This window comes from Mesorhizobium sp. B3-1-7, from assembly GCF_006439385.1.
Taxonomy (GTDB): Bacteria; Pseudomonadota; Alphaproteobacteria; order Rhizobiales; family Rhizobiaceae; genus Mesorhizobium.
On the sequence record NZ_VFTL01000001.1, the window covers coordinates 32,611 to 47,694 of the forward strand.

Annotated in this window: 17 protein-coding genes and 1 pseudogene; 14 read left to right on the forward strand and 4 right to left on the reverse strand. The window is 55.8% G+C overall.

The window, feature by feature from the left end; genetic code table 11:
* The first annotated feature begins 63 nt into the window (after positions 1–63).
* The 4 genes from FJ417_RS00185 (at position 64) to FJ417_RS00200 (ending at position 3,237) form a co-directional block, all read left to right on the forward strand.
* Positions 64–1,659 (forward strand): RNA-directed DNA polymerase, encoded by a 1,596-nt coding sequence (locus FJ417_RS00185; RefSeq protein WP_140782052.1) that lies wholly within the window; start codon positions 64–66, stop codon positions 1,657–1,659.
* A 297-nt stretch (positions 1,660–1,956) separates the two neighbouring features.
* Complete coding sequence (locus FJ417_RS00190; protein WP_140782053.1) at positions 1,957–2,655, forward strand: Crp/Fnr family transcriptional regulator; 699 nt, start codon at positions 1,957–1,959, stop codon at positions 2,653–2,655.
* An 84-nt stretch (positions 2,656–2,739) separates the two neighbouring features.
* A complete protein-coding gene (locus tag FJ417_RS00195) occupies positions 2,740–2,985 on the forward strand; it encodes a hypothetical protein (RefSeq protein ID WP_140782054.1) in 246 nt (81 codons plus the stop codon).
* A 9-nt stretch (positions 2,986–2,994) separates the two neighbouring features.
* On the forward strand, positions 2,995–3,237 hold the full coding sequence (locus tag FJ417_RS00200; protein WP_140782055.1) for a hypothetical protein: 243 nt from the start codon (positions 2,995–2,997) through the stop codon (positions 3,235–3,237).
* A gap of 79 nt (positions 3,238–3,316) precedes the next feature.
* On the opposite strand, the gene FJ417_RS32990 is transcribed toward FJ417_RS00200, so the two are convergent.
* The gene (locus tag FJ417_RS32990) at positions 3,317–3,487 is read right to left on the reverse strand and encodes a hypothetical protein (protein WP_181183117.1); all 171 of its coding nucleotides are present in this window, start codon (positions 3,485–3,487) and stop codon (positions 3,317–3,319) included.
* A gap of 625 nt (positions 3,488–4,112) precedes the next feature.
* Here FJ417_RS32990 and FJ417_RS00205 point away from each other — a divergent pair.
* Together FJ417_RS00205 and FJ417_RS00210 are read left to right on the forward strand one after the other, a co-directional pair.
* Positions 4,113–4,670 (forward strand): recombinase family protein, encoded by a 558-nt coding sequence (locus tag FJ417_RS00205; RefSeq protein ID WP_140782056.1) that lies wholly within the window; start codon positions 4,113–4,115, stop codon positions 4,668–4,670.
* A gap of 133 nt (positions 4,671–4,803) precedes the next feature.
* On the forward strand, positions 4,804–5,220 hold the full coding sequence (locus FJ417_RS00210; protein ID WP_140782252.1) for a MucR family transcriptional regulator: 417 nt from the start codon (positions 4,804–4,806) through the stop codon (positions 5,218–5,220).
* 1,885 nt (positions 5,221–7,105) lie between these two features.
* Here the strand turns inward: FJ417_RS00210 and FJ417_RS00225 are convergent.
* Positions 7,106–7,330: a hypothetical protein gene (locus FJ417_RS00225; RefSeq protein ID WP_246680920.1), complete on the reverse strand. Its 225-nt coding sequence runs from the start codon at positions 7,328–7,330 to the stop codon at positions 7,106–7,108.
* Between the two features lie 1,371 nt (positions 7,331–8,701).
* Here FJ417_RS00225 and FJ417_RS00235 point away from each other — a divergent pair.
* The 4 genes from FJ417_RS00235 (at position 8,702) to FJ417_RS00255 (ending at position 10,443) form a co-directional block, all read left to right on the forward strand.
* A complete protein-coding gene (locus FJ417_RS00235) occupies positions 8,702–9,406 on the forward strand; it encodes an SOS response-associated peptidase (protein ID WP_140782059.1) in 705 nt (234 codons plus the stop codon).
* Positions 9,407–9,788: 382 nt separating this feature from the next.
* Positions 9,789–9,956, forward strand: a complete 168-nt coding sequence (locus tag FJ417_RS32995) for a hypothetical protein (protein WP_246687366.1) — start codon at positions 9,789–9,791, stop codon at positions 9,954–9,956.
* 11 nt (positions 9,957–9,967) lie between these two features.
* Positions 9,968–10,180: a hypothetical protein gene (locus tag FJ417_RS00250; protein ID WP_140782060.1), complete on the forward strand. Its 213-nt coding sequence runs from the start codon at positions 9,968–9,970 to the stop codon at positions 10,178–10,180.
* Between the two features lie 2 nt (positions 10,181–10,182).
* Positions 10,183–10,443, forward strand: a complete 261-nt coding sequence (locus FJ417_RS00255; protein WP_140782061.1) for a hypothetical protein — start codon at positions 10,183–10,185, stop codon at positions 10,441–10,443.
* A 95-nt stretch (positions 10,444–10,538) separates the two neighbouring features.
* Here the strand turns inward: FJ417_RS00255 and FJ417_RS33430 are convergent.
* A pseudogene (locus FJ417_RS33430) lies at positions 10,539–10,616 on the reverse strand (hypothetical protein); the annotation flags it as partial.
* Between the two features lie 308 nt (positions 10,617–10,924).
* Here FJ417_RS33430 and FJ417_RS00265 point away from each other — a divergent pair.
* Positions 10,925–11,293: a hypothetical protein gene (locus FJ417_RS00265; protein WP_140782062.1), complete on the forward strand. Its 369-nt coding sequence runs from the start codon at positions 10,925–10,927 to the stop codon at positions 11,291–11,293.
* A gap of 450 nt (positions 11,294–11,743) precedes the next feature.
* Here the strand turns inward: FJ417_RS00265 and FJ417_RS00275 are convergent, their stop codons facing one another.
* Complete coding sequence (locus FJ417_RS00275; RefSeq protein WP_140782064.1) at positions 11,744–12,214, reverse strand: MucR family transcriptional regulator; 471 nt, start codon at positions 12,212–12,214, stop codon at positions 11,744–11,746.
* A gap of 162 nt (positions 12,215–12,376) precedes the next feature.
* Between FJ417_RS00275 and FJ417_RS00280 the strand changes: the two genes are divergently transcribed.
* From FJ417_RS00280 to FJ417_RS00290, 3 genes are all read left to right on the forward strand, one after another.
* Positions 12,377–12,751: a DUF6232 family protein gene (locus FJ417_RS00280; RefSeq protein ID WP_140782065.1), complete on the forward strand. Its 375-nt coding sequence runs from the start codon at positions 12,377–12,379 to the stop codon at positions 12,749–12,751.
* Positions 12,752–12,776: 25 nt separating this feature from the next.
* Positions 12,777–13,331 carry a hypothetical protein gene (locus tag FJ417_RS00285; protein WP_140782066.1) on the forward strand — a complete coding sequence of 185 codons (555 nt, stop codon included), beginning with the start codon at positions 12,777–12,779 and terminating at the stop codon, positions 13,329–13,331.
* A gap of 255 nt (positions 13,332–13,586) precedes the next feature.
* Positions 13,587–14,894 carry a HEPN domain-containing protein gene (locus FJ417_RS00290; protein WP_140782067.1) on the forward strand — a complete coding sequence of 436 codons (1,308 nt, stop codon included), beginning with the start codon at positions 13,587–13,589 and terminating at the stop codon, positions 14,892–14,894.
* Positions 14,895–15,084 lie beyond the last annotated feature (190 nt).

Genomic DNA, 15,084 nt, shown 5'->3' on the forward strand with positions numbered 1-15,084 from the left:
GTACCCAAACGATAACTTTCCCACCGAGATTAGTCCTATACGGCAACAACGAAGTTCACAATAATGGCCTATCGTCTCCCAACATTCGCGCTGCAAACGTCCATACGGCACTTGTGTCGCTATGGGGACACTGACGTTTTTCCCCATCTTCCTGAACTCGCTTTCGTGCGCGAGGAAGCTGAATCTGTGGTTGACGAGTTGGTGGCGCTCGACCTGGATACCTTCGATCCAGGAACCGCGGTGGAGGCACTTGGGCCCAAAAGCCGATATGGATTTCGCATTGTCCATCAACTTCCTTATCTGGACACAATCCTGTTGCTTGCGGCGGTGATCGAACTAGGCCCTCGAATCGAAAGCCACAGACCGTCTCAGAACAACATTGAGGCTTTCTCCTACCGGTACGCGCTAAACGACAAGGGAAGCATCTTTCGGGGGGATCGTACCTTCAAGGAATGGCTGCAGGCGCAGCTGCAGTACGTGCAAGGAAACCCGGGTATAGAACACGTCATCGCGACCGACATCTCCGACTTCTACGCACGAGTCAATTTCCACCGGCTCGAGAATCTGCTCGATGAGGTCGCGCCAGGACACGGCGCAGCGCGATACATTAAAAAGCACATCAAGGTAATCCGAGCAAAGCAGTCTTTCGGTCTGCCAGTCGGTGGCACTGCCGCGCGGTTGCTGGCCGAGTTGGCACTGAGCGATACCGACAATGCGCTAGAGCGCGATGGCCGCAGCGCCACAAGATTTGTCGACGACTTCAGGATTTTTCTAGCCGCAGGCGAAGATCCGTACGATGCGCTAGCGTTTATCGCCGAACAGTTAGCCATTAACGAGGGGCTTTCGCTGAACGTCGCCAAGACTGAGGTTTATAGTCGAGCAGAGTTCTTAGCGAGAGTGAAGCGACAAACCGCTGACATTTCTGACGAGGCCGAGGGCGCAGCTATAGAAGCGCTAACGTCTGACCTCTACTTCGATGATGAGCCGGACGAGGACGACGTCGAGAAATTGAAGTCAATGAACCTGATTGGCTATCTGCGAGAGGAGGTCGCGAAGGCCTCGTTTGATATGGGGCGCATAAAGGTCATCTTCCGGGCTTTAAAAATCACGAAACCGCCGGAAGCCATTCAGTACATTATCGATAGCTTCTCGACATTGGTCGTGTTTTCGAAAGAGGTGACACTCCTCATGCAGGAGCTAGAAGCGGAGGAATTTAGTTGTTTCGATGAGTTGAGTGACACCGTCGTCAAAGCAATCCTTTCTCCGCCAGCATCGAGCATACAGCTGATGCGAACATGGCTGTTGGAGCTCTTTGTACGTCGTATTGTCCCTCTCGCTCCCAGTCATCTGAAGGCGCTTGATGGCAGCCTTAGTACGTCGCTTGATCGTCGCCAGCTCCATCTCATCCGTGGGCGCTTGGGGGACAAGAACCACTTTCGTAAATACAAGACGGCTTTCGGCCAGATCACGCCGATTGAACAGCCATGTTTCATTTGGGGAGCGAGCTGCCTACCGAAGGACGAATACGAAACCTTTGTTCAAGGCATAAAGCCGATGTTTCCGATGCCAACGGGAGCGCTGTTCCTGAAATGGGCAGCCAAGCAACGGGAGAAGCTGATCTCGAAACTCGAGTCTTCGGTTGACGAGCATCAGGAGTAGCTACAGTCGAGGTTGAACGTGGCGGTCATCGTCACGCTGGGGTATACCCCCGCGTGACATAACATCGCTGGCGGCGTCGAGCGTAACGCTCGGGTCGGTATCGCTCATTTGTGACAGAGCAATGTAGAGTCTAAACCTCGATGTGACACGACTCGGCATGGCCAGGAGCTCCGTCGTCGGCCGTCACACATTTGCCAGCCGGATGTCGAAGGCCTATGCTGTCGAAATCGGCCGCCAGTGTTTCCGGATGCCGCCGACAGTAAGAGGTACGTGCTCTTGCCCGTTAGGGAGAGAGCCATGCCTCAGTCCATCCTTCGCAATCACGTTTTGAAAACCCTCGCTCCAGAGGACTTTTCGCTTTTGCGGCCTTCGATGCATCGTGTCGAACTCCCCATCAAAGCTCGGCTGGAGGAGCCCTATCGACCGATAGGGCACGTGTATTTTCCAGAAATGGGTATTGCATCGGTGGTCGCCACCTTGACCGGAGGACGGCAGAGCGAAGTCGGCATCATCGGCCATGACGGTATGACCGGAGTTGCGGTCATTCTCGGGCAAGATAGATCTCCCAACGAAACCTATATCCAAGTGGCCAGCAATGGCTGGTGTCTGCCGGTTGAAACTCTTCGTGCTGCTATTGCAGAAAGCCAGAGCCTTCGTGAGGCGCTGCTTCGCTTCGCCCACGCATTCCTCGTGCAATCATCCCGAACGGCGCTGGTTAACGGCCACTCGAAAATCGAGGAAAGGCTGGCTCGCTGGTTGCTAATGGTCCACGACCGGACTGAAGGAAAAATCTACCTGACGCATGAATTTCTGTCGACCATGCTTGGCGCCCGGCGCCCCGGCGTTACTACCGCCCTCCAAATGCTCGAATACCGGGGGCTAATTCACGCCAAGCGCGGTGAGATTACAATTGTTGACCGGGCCGGAATGATAGAACTCACCCACGGAGCCTATGGCGAGGAGGAGCAACGTCAGTTCGGCATAACATCCGACTGATTGTCCGGAAACAGACAGAGCCTTGAAGGCCGTCGCCTGTTGCCCGTAAATCGTTTTGGTTTGGGTTTCAGGGAGGCTGTCTTGATGACCAACACGTTTCACGCCGTCACGGTCGAAGGAGCGGCCGAGGCCTATGTTCGTTCGAGAGGCAAGGCCCGGTATCTCTCCATCGAACAAGCTATCCGCGCCATCCGAACGCTTATGCCAGCCTGCCGGACTCCCGACCACGAGTTGGAGGAAATGCTGGCGGCGGCATGCATCCTCCACCATGTTCCCGTTGCTTTCGACGTTGACACGGCCGACAGCTCCGAAACGAAGTTCTCCTCATAGGAACCCGCGATGCCCGCGCTCGCGCCGATGCCTGTTTTATCGGACCATCGCTTGGCGATAGTGCGTTACCTGATTGACAATGTAGACAACCCAAGCGTTTCGATATCCGAGGTCATCCGCGCCGTGCGGGAGTTGTTTCCGCTTTGTGAGCTGACGGATTGGGAACTTGGCGATTACATTGCACAAAGCGCCATCGATGCGGGATTTGTCGTCGAATTCGACGCGAAAGTTCCCTGGACCGGATCGAATTAACTGTAGACCTTTCTTGGAACGCTAAGTTCCCATCGCGGCCCCCGGTGCTGTTGAAAGGGCGGGAAACTCAAAAGCCTTCCTAAGGCGGTGTTTCCGGAGGCTGCAGCTTGTCCTTCATGGCTTTCGCCTCTCGAAGCAGCGAGAACCAATTTGCCCCGAGGAGCGAGATCAACTTCAGCGCCTGCTCTTCGGTTATGCCGGTCTCGTCCAGCAGCCTCTGCACAAGACCGCGGTCCGATTCCTGCGCCATAGGATGGCCTCCAAAGGGACCAAACGACAACATTTGATGTTCGTTTCGCTCTATGTCGTTGATTTATAAAGTGCGGCTTGATGCACAACATTTCCAAGTGCCTGATTCGCGCTTGCGAAGCGGGCGACCAGATGAACCTGTTCTTATTTGCCCCTCGGTGCCTACCTCGGTTGCCGCTCAACGGGCGATTGGACAGCGGGCTGAACGACGTCAGTAAATCCCCACCGCAATGATGAGGATAATTCCGATAGCTGCCAAGGCCATGACCGCGACCATTGCGGCTTCAAATAGGTCGCCGCCGCTTCTTGCGTGGTTTGTCATGCTTCGACCTGCGCGCTCGCCCAATCTTTTCTAAGCCGAGTTCTGAGCCGAAACCGGTTCCTGCGGAATCACAATTGTTAACAGTAGCTAAAATGATTCGAAGTGGCCTGAGGTGTTGAAGCCGGTACCCTTAGAGAGACGAGCTGCGAGGACGGGAAACAAGCCCGCCTCGGATCGAGGCAGGCCTCGTTCATGTGCAGCTGCAAGGAGCTACACGCGAGTATTCATAGTCGAAGAGGTCACTTGACACTGATTATTTGCTATAAGGTAGCGTCGAACCTCAAAACCCTTGAGGTGACAGGCTATGGCTCGCATTGGTTACGCTCGCGTCAGCACGGTTGATCAGGACCTCGAAACGCAACTCGCAAAGCTAAAAACTGAAGGATGCGAGGTCATTCGGTCAGAGAAGGTGTCTGGCGGCAGCCGCAACGGCCGCGCCGAACTGGCAACGGTTCTAGAGTTCCTCCGGCCCGGGGATGAACTGGTGGTGACGCGCCTCGACCGGCTCGGCAGAGACACCCGCGACGTGCTCAACCTGATCCACGAATGCGAACAGAAAGGCGCATTTGTCACGGTGCTCGACCCGCACGTTTCGACGCGGGGCGAGATGGGCCACATCGTGCTTACCGTGCTGGGCATGGTCGCTCAAATGGAGCGACGGTTCATTAAAGAACGCCAACGCGACGGCATTGAGCAAGCCAAACGCGAAGGCGTGTATAAGGGCGGCAAACAGCGCCTCGATAGAGGGCAGGTGCTGGCTCTTCGTGATAAGAACCATAGTCCGACGCAAATTGCGAAGTTGGTGGGTTGCTCGCGGATGCAGGTTTATCGAATTCTGAATGAGCATGGGACGGCAAGATAGGCGACGCGCCGTCTGCTTCGGATTTAGTCAGTTCTGGGCTGGCAATTCCGAGTGAATTCGCTAGAGAAGTCCATCCCTAACGACCAGGAGCATTTACGTGGCAGACGAAGTTTCGAACTCACGGGCTGTGTTGATGGGCCTGACCGCGGATATTGTTTCGGCTTATGTCAGCAAGAATGCAGTGCCAGTCGCTTCGCTGCCTGACCTAATCCAAAGTGTAAATTCCTCGCTCGCGAAAGTCGGACAACCGGTTGAGCCCGAGAAGCCAATTTATGCTCCAGCGGTGAACCCGAAGCGATCGGTCTTTCCCGACTACATCATTTGCCTTGAGGACGGAAAGAGGTTCAAATCATTGAAGCGCCACCTTGGTGTGCACTACGGCCTTACGCCTGATGAGTATCGGGAGAAATGGGGCTTAGCGCGCGACTATCCTATGGTGGCACCCGACTACGCTGCGCAGCGCTCCGCTCTGGCAAAGTCAAGCGGGCTCGGTCGAAAGGTAGGCACCAAGCCGACGAAAAAAACTTCGGCCAAGCGCGGGACGAAATGAAGGCGCTCTCCGTCGCACTACTTCAGTTGGTAGGTGGCTCCCTCATAGCTGCCGCTTTCCTTCAATGGGTCACATATGAGTACCCCGACATTAATCTATTCGCACCCGGCGCGATCTTCTCACCCGGGATGCTATCGCAGCCGTTCAATTGGATACTCGTCTGTCTTCTTGGCACTACCGGAGTAGTTCTGATCGGCTTTGCTCGCAGCTGGCGGCAGAGGCGATATAGTTAGCCGCTCAAAGTTCAAGGCGCTCAAAGTTCACCTTCGAGGGGAAGTTATGGTTCGCTTCGCGGCGCAGGCGATAACGCGTGAAGGAGCCGGGTATTCAACTGAGACACTTCCGGCTTCAGCTCACGTCTTTGGCCCGCCGTCTTTCCGAGCTAAACGGTCTAGGAGTCTACGAAGTCTATCAGGCAGCCAGATTTCAACGCGAAAGATCGGCAAGCTACGCAAATGTCGCCGTACCGCCTCGTTCTTGAATTGTCCCCTCAGCAACTCGGCAAGCTTGTCATTCTGATGTAGCCCGCGTGGCATCTTCTTCGCATCCGTTTGGTTTTGACCCGCCGTTTTGAATTGTTCATGGCAACCAAGGCCCAATGAACCGCAGTAGCTCGGAACCAATTCTTCATGTTTTCGAGGGAAACACCGAGGGAGACATCTCTCGGTTTCACGACCGGACGGCGATCTCCACGGGCAGCGGAGAGCGCTGGTTCTGCAGCGAAGCTGATGCCCGATCCGAAGGGTGCCGAAAGGCACGCCTGTAGCACCCACCGTGGTCCTGAACTGCTGCACAAGGGCGACCTTGGTTCCTCTGACGGCCAGCCAGCATCGTCAGGTTAGGGGTGTGTGGTCGAGCTTTGTGGGCCATCAACTCAACACCAACCCGGCCACCAAAACGACCACCGCAAGGGAAAATGGGCCTGCCAGCAGCCAGCCCACTTCCATTACGTCGATTTCGGCATGTTTCACGACACTCTCTCCTTTTTAGGACAAGGGTTCAGTCGCCCGATGGTTCCGCTGCTGCTGAGTCCACGTCGAGATAAGTCGCTCCCTCGATGGCCGAATCGTCTACCCGGGGGACCCGACCCTCACAGCCCGCAGCACTGTTGCAAGGAGGGCGGCTTCCCAAACCAGCGGGCTGGTAGGGACGACAGGAATTCCGCCCCATGGCGTCAACCCTCGGCAGGTGGCCCGTTCAGGACGACCTCGGCCGTTGCCCCGCCTGAATGAGCTTCGCCTCTCGCATAAAGGGAGTTCCAGTTCCAGCCGATCAGGAGGACAAGTTCGTGCGCTTGCCTCTCCGTGATGCCGGTTTCCTGAAGAGCTTCTGGACGAGCGGCATCGTCTGGTTTTCGGCTGACATGGCTGGATCTCTCCACCTCCCAGCGGCCGCAACTTCCGATTGGGATTCGGTTCCCTAAAAGTTGAGGGAAAAGAAAAAGCCCGACAGGGGGCTGCCGGGCTTGGAGTTTGGGCGTTTGCAGCGGCGGGGACTAAACGCGGGGGCGTTGGGGTGCCGCTGCAACGGGTATGATTTGGCCATATCGGCAAAATCGCGTCAATCCGCGTTCGAGAGGAAATGCAGTGGCGCAATCCAGCCCCTACGAGCTTGCGTCATCTGTTTCCTCGTCCCGCCGATCCAGCGCCCCTAACAATTCAGTGAAAGATGTCGGCAGAGTCGGTCCGACGGCCAAGCCTAGCTGCTTGCGCAAATTTCGACGGTAGTCTTCCGAAGTGATCAACTGCCGGAAAGCTTGGGCAGACTCGTTAAGGATGGACATTGAGTAGGGCATCCAATCGGGGCCCTAGGGGACGGAACTCGCCCGTGAGGGAATCGTTCCGAGACCGGTGGGGAAAACCAAAGGAACGCCGTAGGGCCGCATCTATTCATGCATGTCGAAGGCGACGAACCGGCCCAGCAATATCGCCTCGTACATGATGCGTTCGGTGAGTTGGCAATCGCTCTCGGTGAGATCGGGACCGAGTTCGCGGACGGCAGCGATGGTTTCTTTGATCGAAACCGTTTCGCCAAACGGCGCGTTTAGGAGCACTGCATGGACAAGCTCTTTAGCGGTGCTCGCCCGACCATGGTCGGCTTGAACGTCCACCAGCCCAACTCCACCTTACAACCCGAGCGCCTATCGTTGGGTCAAGGCTTACAGAAATCAACAAAAATCTGTGTGAAATAGGGTGAGGGTCGGAACTGTCTCCCCGGCAGCCCGACCCCTCTTGAAGCCCACAGCGAAAAGTCTTGCGGGACAGCGACCGGCGGGCATTGCCGAACAAGGAACACCGTAGCAAACATCGGCAGCGTGTTCTCTAGGGCGCGACGATCATCACCAGCATTACGAACTCGGAAACCACGTGCACGATGCGCAATCAACAGGCGGCTGGAGCAGAATTGAAAGTGCCAGTTGAAACTCAGTTCCCGACAGAATTTCTACTCTACGTCCCGGTCGACGGGATCGCTTACGGATGTGTTACGTGCTGGCGGACGAACGACAGGATCGGCGTTCAATTTACCGGCACCGAAACCAAGCCGAAGCTTCACTATGGCTGACGGCTTGGCTATATCTGGCGTCGCATCTGACCGGATATTCGAAATGAACAAAGCCATCTTATGGGTGTGTGGGGTCGGGGTGGCGTTGATCCTTTTATATGTTCTCCAGCACAATGGTCTGATCAGATTCTAGGTCCCCGATCCACCCCTAGTTGACCGGCGACTGATGTGTCAGGCCCTGTCTCAGATTATGACAGGAACCCGGCACCATTTATCCGGACTGGCAGCAGGTCTAAGGCTTTTTTCGAATTCCCTGACGTACACGGCGTATGGCTTCCGATATGTAGATGGCATACCGCCGTTCGACCACCCGGCGCTGCTCGGCGTCCAGTTTTGGCCCTTTCAAAATGCGGACAGCATGATAGATGAGGGCGCGGAGGTCGCTGTCGCTCAGCTTTGAAAAGTCTCTCGCCATGCCGTTTGTGTGCGGATTCGGTTCACACCCGGCGAGACGGTGACCTAACTTTTTGATTTTTTTGTGCCGCTTGCGTGACGCGAACACGCGACGCCATCATTACGCCCGCATCGTGACAGGCGACGACTACTTTGACCCCCAGCATGGTCGAATGAGTCATACGGAAGTAACTGCCCGGTGCCAGTCCAAAAGGAACATTTGGCGAAGGAATCTCGTTGGAGAACGCGGCGCATAGGTAGGACTGGAACATTACTTGGCGCGCCGCCGTTGGGGATGACCTGACCAGCCCGCCCGAGATCATTGTCCGGGCGGGCCAGCGTCTCACTTCTTCCCGCCCCAAACCAGCGGATGCGCCCTGAACGAAACGACATCACGGCAGGCGTTAGGCGCGCCGGGGAACTTACCGCTGCTTCGAAAAATGGGCCCGCCGGTGGGCGACGGTAGGTCGTGTAAAAGCGTTTAACGCAGCTGGCGCTTCCGCTTCCGCTGACGCATGTCGTGTGCATGTGTAACCTCTACAACATCACCACCAGTCAAGAAGCCATCCGCCAGTGGACCCGCGCACTCCGAGATATCGCGGGCAACCTCGAGCCATCCATCGACATCTATCCCAATCAGTTCGGCCCTGTGGTGCGCAACGCCATGGATGGTCAGCGCGAGCTTGCTAACCTTCGCTGGGGAATGCCGACGCCTCTGGAACGCATCAGGGGCAACGCGGACCCCGGCACCACCAATATCCGCAATCCCCAATACGCCCACTGGCAACAATTTATCGGCGTGGAGAACCGGTGTGTTGTCCCGGTGACAAGCTTTGCGGAACCGAGCCCTACACCAAATGACAAAGACTCAGAGACCGGCATTCAGCGAAACTTCTGGTTCGCACTGAACGAGGAGCGCCCGTTGTTCTTCTTCGCCGGTTTGTGGACGCCATGGCATGGAGTTCGCAAGGTCAAGGAAGGCCCCGGCGATCATGAGGTCTATGGTTTTATGACGACCAAACCGAACGCCCTAATTGCTCCCATTCACGAGAAGGCAATGCCAGTGATCCTGACCACGCAGGAGGAAACAGAGACCTGGCTCACCGCGGCATGGTCGGAGGCGAGGCTCTTGCAGCGTACAGCCCGAGACGATGCTCTTGTCATCGTTGAGAAGCCCGCGACACAGATCAAGGTGCCAGCACCAGGACCGGCACAAGGCTCCTTGTTTTAGCCTTCATCATCTCGCCAGATCACCCTCCGCACCATGCGGACCTCGACAAGGCGTCGGACGCAAATCTTCAAGCCTTCCGACGCGCTGGGCAAGAGAATGTCCACATCAAACTCGCGGCTCTGGCAGCGCTCGCAGCGCATAAACGCTCAACGTCCCAGAACGGAATGTCCCCGAGCAGCTTGGCGAGGTCGCCGGGCAGATAGTGACGGCACCGGACGCGGATTAGCTGCCCGACCTCATTCGCACGGCATAGGGTCTGCATTCCGGCATGACTTGAAAATAGGAACTCATTCCTCACGGAGTCAATTCGGACTTGACTCTTCGTTCTGTTTTTGTTCACTTAGGTATGAAGCGTTTGGAGTGACCAACTGTGGACCACATTATGACGCTGGACAGCCGCCAAGAGGCCGCCCTGCAAGCTACCGCCGAAAAGTTCGTTGCCGTACACAAGGGCGATGTGATGAAGGCGCTCAAGGAAATGATCGTGCTCAATGGGCACCTCCAGAACCGCGTTGACGCGCTCACGTCAGCGCGCCGGGCCAGTTGCTAGGATGGACGGAAATGGGCACCTACTATCTGGACGTCGAGGCCAAGGCCGAACTGCATTCCGAGGCAGTTAGGTTGATCGCCCAATACGAGAGTCCGATGGAGACCGTGAAGGCGCTCATGGCCTACAACTGTGAGCTGGAGAACCAAATCCTGGCCCTCGCTCACAGGCATTCAGAGCTGGTTATCATCAGCTTCGATCCCACCCCGCCAGTCGTGGAAAGATAACAATGGACAGCGTCCTGCCACAGCAGAAGATGCCTAAGCTTATCGTTGTGACCGCCTTCGATCGCGATGAAAGCGGCGACCTCCAGCCGATCTATGGGCCAGCCGAGCAGCAGACTGAGGAACGGGCGGTCCGAACTGCCAAGAGCTTGGCGGCGAAACACGCTGGCGTTATTGCGTGGTCGCGCGAAGCCAATCCGGCGCTGGGTGAATACGGACAGCCAATAACGCTCTTTGTTGGCGGGGACGTGCCGGACATGGAGTAGAGCCGTCGTTGGGGTGTTAGGGAGGCAGTAGTTTTCCCCTCTTCCTTGGCAGCCTCGATGAACGCCCTGCGGGCCACGTCTGCTTTCACCTGATCGATCGTGACATCAATGCAGAGCTGCACCGCGCTATGCCACCTAGGGCCACGCTTGGTCCATTGCAGGAGCTGCTCCATTGCAGGAGTTGCTCAGCGGCCCCCCCGACGTTGTTGCACTGGTACGTAACGCCGGGAAGGTGGGTCGTTACGGAGACCGCCGGGGAAAAACAATGGAGCGACATTCTTATATAAGCAACTGCTCAATCTGGAGTTCCGCCGCCGTCCCGAGAAGGAATGAGTCGTAAGGAACGCTGGAGCGGGAATGTCTGCTGCGAGAGTTCGAGTGGGCATCAGATTATTGGCTTGTGCGAGCATCCCCCGGTGCCTCTCCATTTTCACGCGCCCTGCAGGCGTGGTATAGACATTGCGGCGGAGGCGATGGTGTCATGGCGATCCGTGAGGAATTGCAAAACCTCTGCAACGTTTACGCGACGGCCTACAGCGCAGGGGACGCCGGTGCTTGCGCGGCAGTCTTTGCCATCGACGGACAACTGTTCTCGCCATATGCCCCTCCGGCGCGTGGCCGAGCAGCGATAGAGGCGCTGCACAAACTTTGGACCCGCGATGGCATGGGCAACAAACAACTCGTCGTCCTTGAAGCTGGCGGTTCGGGGGATTTTGCGTGGTGCTTGGCCACATATTCCGAGGGTCTTGCTACCGGCAACGGCACTTCACTCAATGTCTTCGAACGACAGCCGCAGGGAAATTGGCTTATCCGTATCTGCAGCCTGAACAGCAGCGACACCGCCGCGTAGAGCTATTCCGCAAGCTCGTCTCATATTCGGTTCCTCGCCCGTATCGAGCCACCGTGGCGCGCATAGGAGCCTCCCCACGTCACAAGGCTACTTCGTGCTAGGTACTGCTAACGCCGCCTGAGCAGCTGCCATGGATTTAGAAGGCCCTGTCGGCCTATTCTGAACTGTCCTCGTCGCCTTCGTCGGCAGGGACTTCATCGCCCTGCGCTGGCTGCTGCTCCTCAACGTAAGCCTGACAGCCCTCATTGAAGGATCGACTGTTGCCGTCACAGTGGGAGGGGTCCGAAATTCCATTTCGTTCGGCCCAATCATATCCAGCTTGGTGTCCCGAACAGTCCGCGGTGCAGTCATAACCGTCAAAAGTCTGCTGTGCCATTGCAGGATCTGCCATCAGACCAAGCCAGACTACCCCACCGAAAACTGCAGTTCGCCGATATGAGATCCACATATTTATGCCTTCGGCCGCCGAGCACCGGATTTCTTGGTGGCGGGCTTAGAGACAGCTTTTGCGCCCGGCTTACGGCCGAGGCCCGAGGACTTGGCAAGAGCTGATCGCTGAGCGGCATAGTTCGGGGCCACCATGGGGTAGTCCCGAGCCAAGCCCCATTTGGACCGATACTCCTCGGGCGTCAGCTCGTAGTGGACATTCAGATGGCGCTTGAGCGATTTGAACTTCTTCCCGTCCTCAAGGCAAATGATGTAGTCGGGAAACACGGACCTCTTGGGATTGACGGCGGGAACTAACTCGGGCTCTGCCGCCTTCGACGGCAGGCCAATTCCCTTCAATGCAGAGTTGACGCTTGCGATTAAGTCCGGAAGGCCGATCGCTGGCAAAGGGTTATTTTGCACGTACGCTGCGACAATATCGGCAGTCAAACCCAAAACATCGGCGTTACGAGTTTCCGTTTCAGCATCCGACATCGTTCATCTCCAGATTGATTGCCTTCTGCCAATAGTCCGGAGCGCGGTCCGCCGCAACCTTAGAAGCGAACCCAGCGCGCCCGAGCGATGTACCAAAAAACACTTGGCAATGTTGCAAGAATGCTCCACCGTCCAACAGGGGATAACGGCTAGGGGGAAAGCATGTCCAACGTCAACTTCACAAGCGGTGCTATTCGTGTAACGGATTCTGCCGCAGTGTTCGGCTCAGTAACATATCAAATTTCAAGCATTGGAAGTGTGAGCATCAAACAAGACCCCGGAGGCTTCGGCACCGCTTTGATGTTTGCTGATATTGTGTTTTCGATTTATATCTGGATAACAATAAGCTTCCTGTTCGGCATTGTCATTTTTTTCGGGTTGGGATTTGCAATTGCCATGATTCCCTCCAAATCAACACTGGTCTTCCGCACGTCCAGCGGTGACGTTCATGTGTTCTCGTCATATGACAAAGCGCTTATAGCTCAGATCAAAGGCGCAATCGAACAGGCGTTCGCCAACAGAGGAAGCCTACAATAGTTGATCCAATTTCGGGATGACGCCTATGCCCGCGTACTCTGGAAAAGCTCAGCCCTATTTAGATGCCATCGCCGGAAGTGTTTTCGCTTCCGGGCTCGTCAGAGACTGGCTGATCAAAGGCACCCCCGCCGTGTCCCACTATACCGGAAGCTCCATCCTGATCGCGGAACAACGCGCTCAGCGCTGGCAGACACGACCCACGAAGCAGCCTTTTTGGGCGAACTATTGGTGTGGCTTAGACAGCCGTTGCACGTGCCGAATTCCTGACAGCAAGGGGCTCGAGTCGGACGCCATTTTCTTCTTTCGAAATTCCGCGGAGCGTGTTCTCGCGGTTCATGTCGAGTTCAAGCGTCCGGGAGAGCGCTTTGGCTACGGCCAGCCTGAAGCGTACCCGCTTCGCGCCGCCTGCTTCGCCAAAACCTACCCAAGCCGCAAGACGCTAAACGCTCACCATGACTGGACAACCGTGATCTTCTGCGGTTCGGAGACAGCATCCGATCCGAGGCTCAAAAACTTCGAGAGGGTAATTTATCATGCAGAGGCCGCAAAGGTCATCGAAGCGTATCCAAAGGGCTACTGACCCGCGCTCCGCATGTTCCAAGGCAGGGCATATTTCTTGATGAGACCGAGTTCTGGTTGACTGCCAACGCCTATCTGCCCGTCCCTCATGAATTGGACGAGGAAACTCCTGCCGACGGCAACGCCTAAGGCTATTTTTCACGGAAGGAATCAACAAATTCGAGCGAATTATCTGTCCTTCTGAACCGGGCATCCAGCTTGACGGGTTGTCCAGAGAGTGAACGAATGAGCCCGTTAGGCTATTGCGAAGCGGCTGGTGAAAAAACCTTTGAAAGAATCGTTCTCACCTAAGGAATCACGCATTCTGTTTTCGTGTGCCGAAAACATTTTCAAACCGAAATCTCTTATCATCCCAAAGTCGTTTGTTGAGGTGCCGCGGGACCGAACACTCGCCCGGCAAATTGCCTTGGGGAATAGCAGGTACATATACCTAACCGACTTCGGTCTAGATAATTTTCGGAGACTGGTCGAGCTGGTAACGCAGCACGACTATTTTGAAGGTAAGGCCGAGTACTCTGACATCTGGAGCGCTTGGCGAAGCGTTATCCAAAACTGCTTCTCGAAAGAGATCATGCTGGATAGCGCAGACGAAGTGCTCGAAGCGATATCTGGAGTCATATCCGGCAAAATACACGAATACTCGTTCATTGTGCCGATCTTCGGAGTGAATTTGGAGAAGGCGGACACTTTCAAACTCGGTTCAATGGAGATTTTAAAAAGCCCTGCCTCGGTTCTAGATTCGGCTCAAATTGCCTATGATAAGCATCCAGATCCGTCCTTGTTGCAGACTCGCGTTGGCACTCTGTGGCTGCACGGTGCAGCTGTAGGAACTGAAAAAGTAGCGAGGCGATTGTTCGCCGAAAAGGCCACATTGATTGTGGGCCTAATCGCAATCGCCGCGGCTGCTAGATACGACAATGGTGCTGCGGGGTTTCGTATCGGAACAAGTATGACTCGGGAGGATGCGCCCGGCGACTCAGTTTGGATGTCTTGGAGCCAAGCAGACAATCACGTGACCACTCATTTCCCATCCATAAGAGGCCAGCGATTTTCGGTAGACACGGAGTTGGCGGACGGCTCCGACGCTATGCGAATGATCGAACTCGCAGCTGCGAACTTACAGAAGGGCGACAAAACAGAGGTCGAAGAAGCCATCGAAAGGGCGATTTACTGGTTCTCCGATGCACACCGGGACGCACCGCTGGTCATGCGAATTGTGAAATATTGGAGCTGCGTGGAGGCCTTCTTTTCACTGGAGAAGGACAAGGTGACTCAGTCTGTTTCATCTGGACTGGCGAGCATACTTGCGCATGGCGGGTTTCGGTTCGTTCACTTCTCTGAGTACGCGACAGTGAAAAAGAAAATAGGCGACCTCTACGACCTCAGATCTTTTGCAGTTCACCGAGCCGACCACAAACACATTACAGAAAAGGACGTCGCCCAGCTAAGCCAGTGGGTGGCTTGGATGATCATGGAAATCTTGCACCTGAGTTGTTCCGGCTATGCGAGGCTCGATCAAATCAAGAGAGAAGTTGACCGTCTAGACGCCATCAGCCGGTCGTGACGTTTTGAACCACTTTCGAGCGGCCTACGATTTGTTGAACCGTTCAAACGGTCCCGATTGGTCCCATCATGATCGAGGAGCTTTGGAGACGATCTTGGCTGACTGGTGACGGCCAAATTCCATGAGCTGGATGAGGAAAGCCCGCTACCGTGAACGCGTAAGGGCATGACGCCCATTTGCCCTGCTCTCT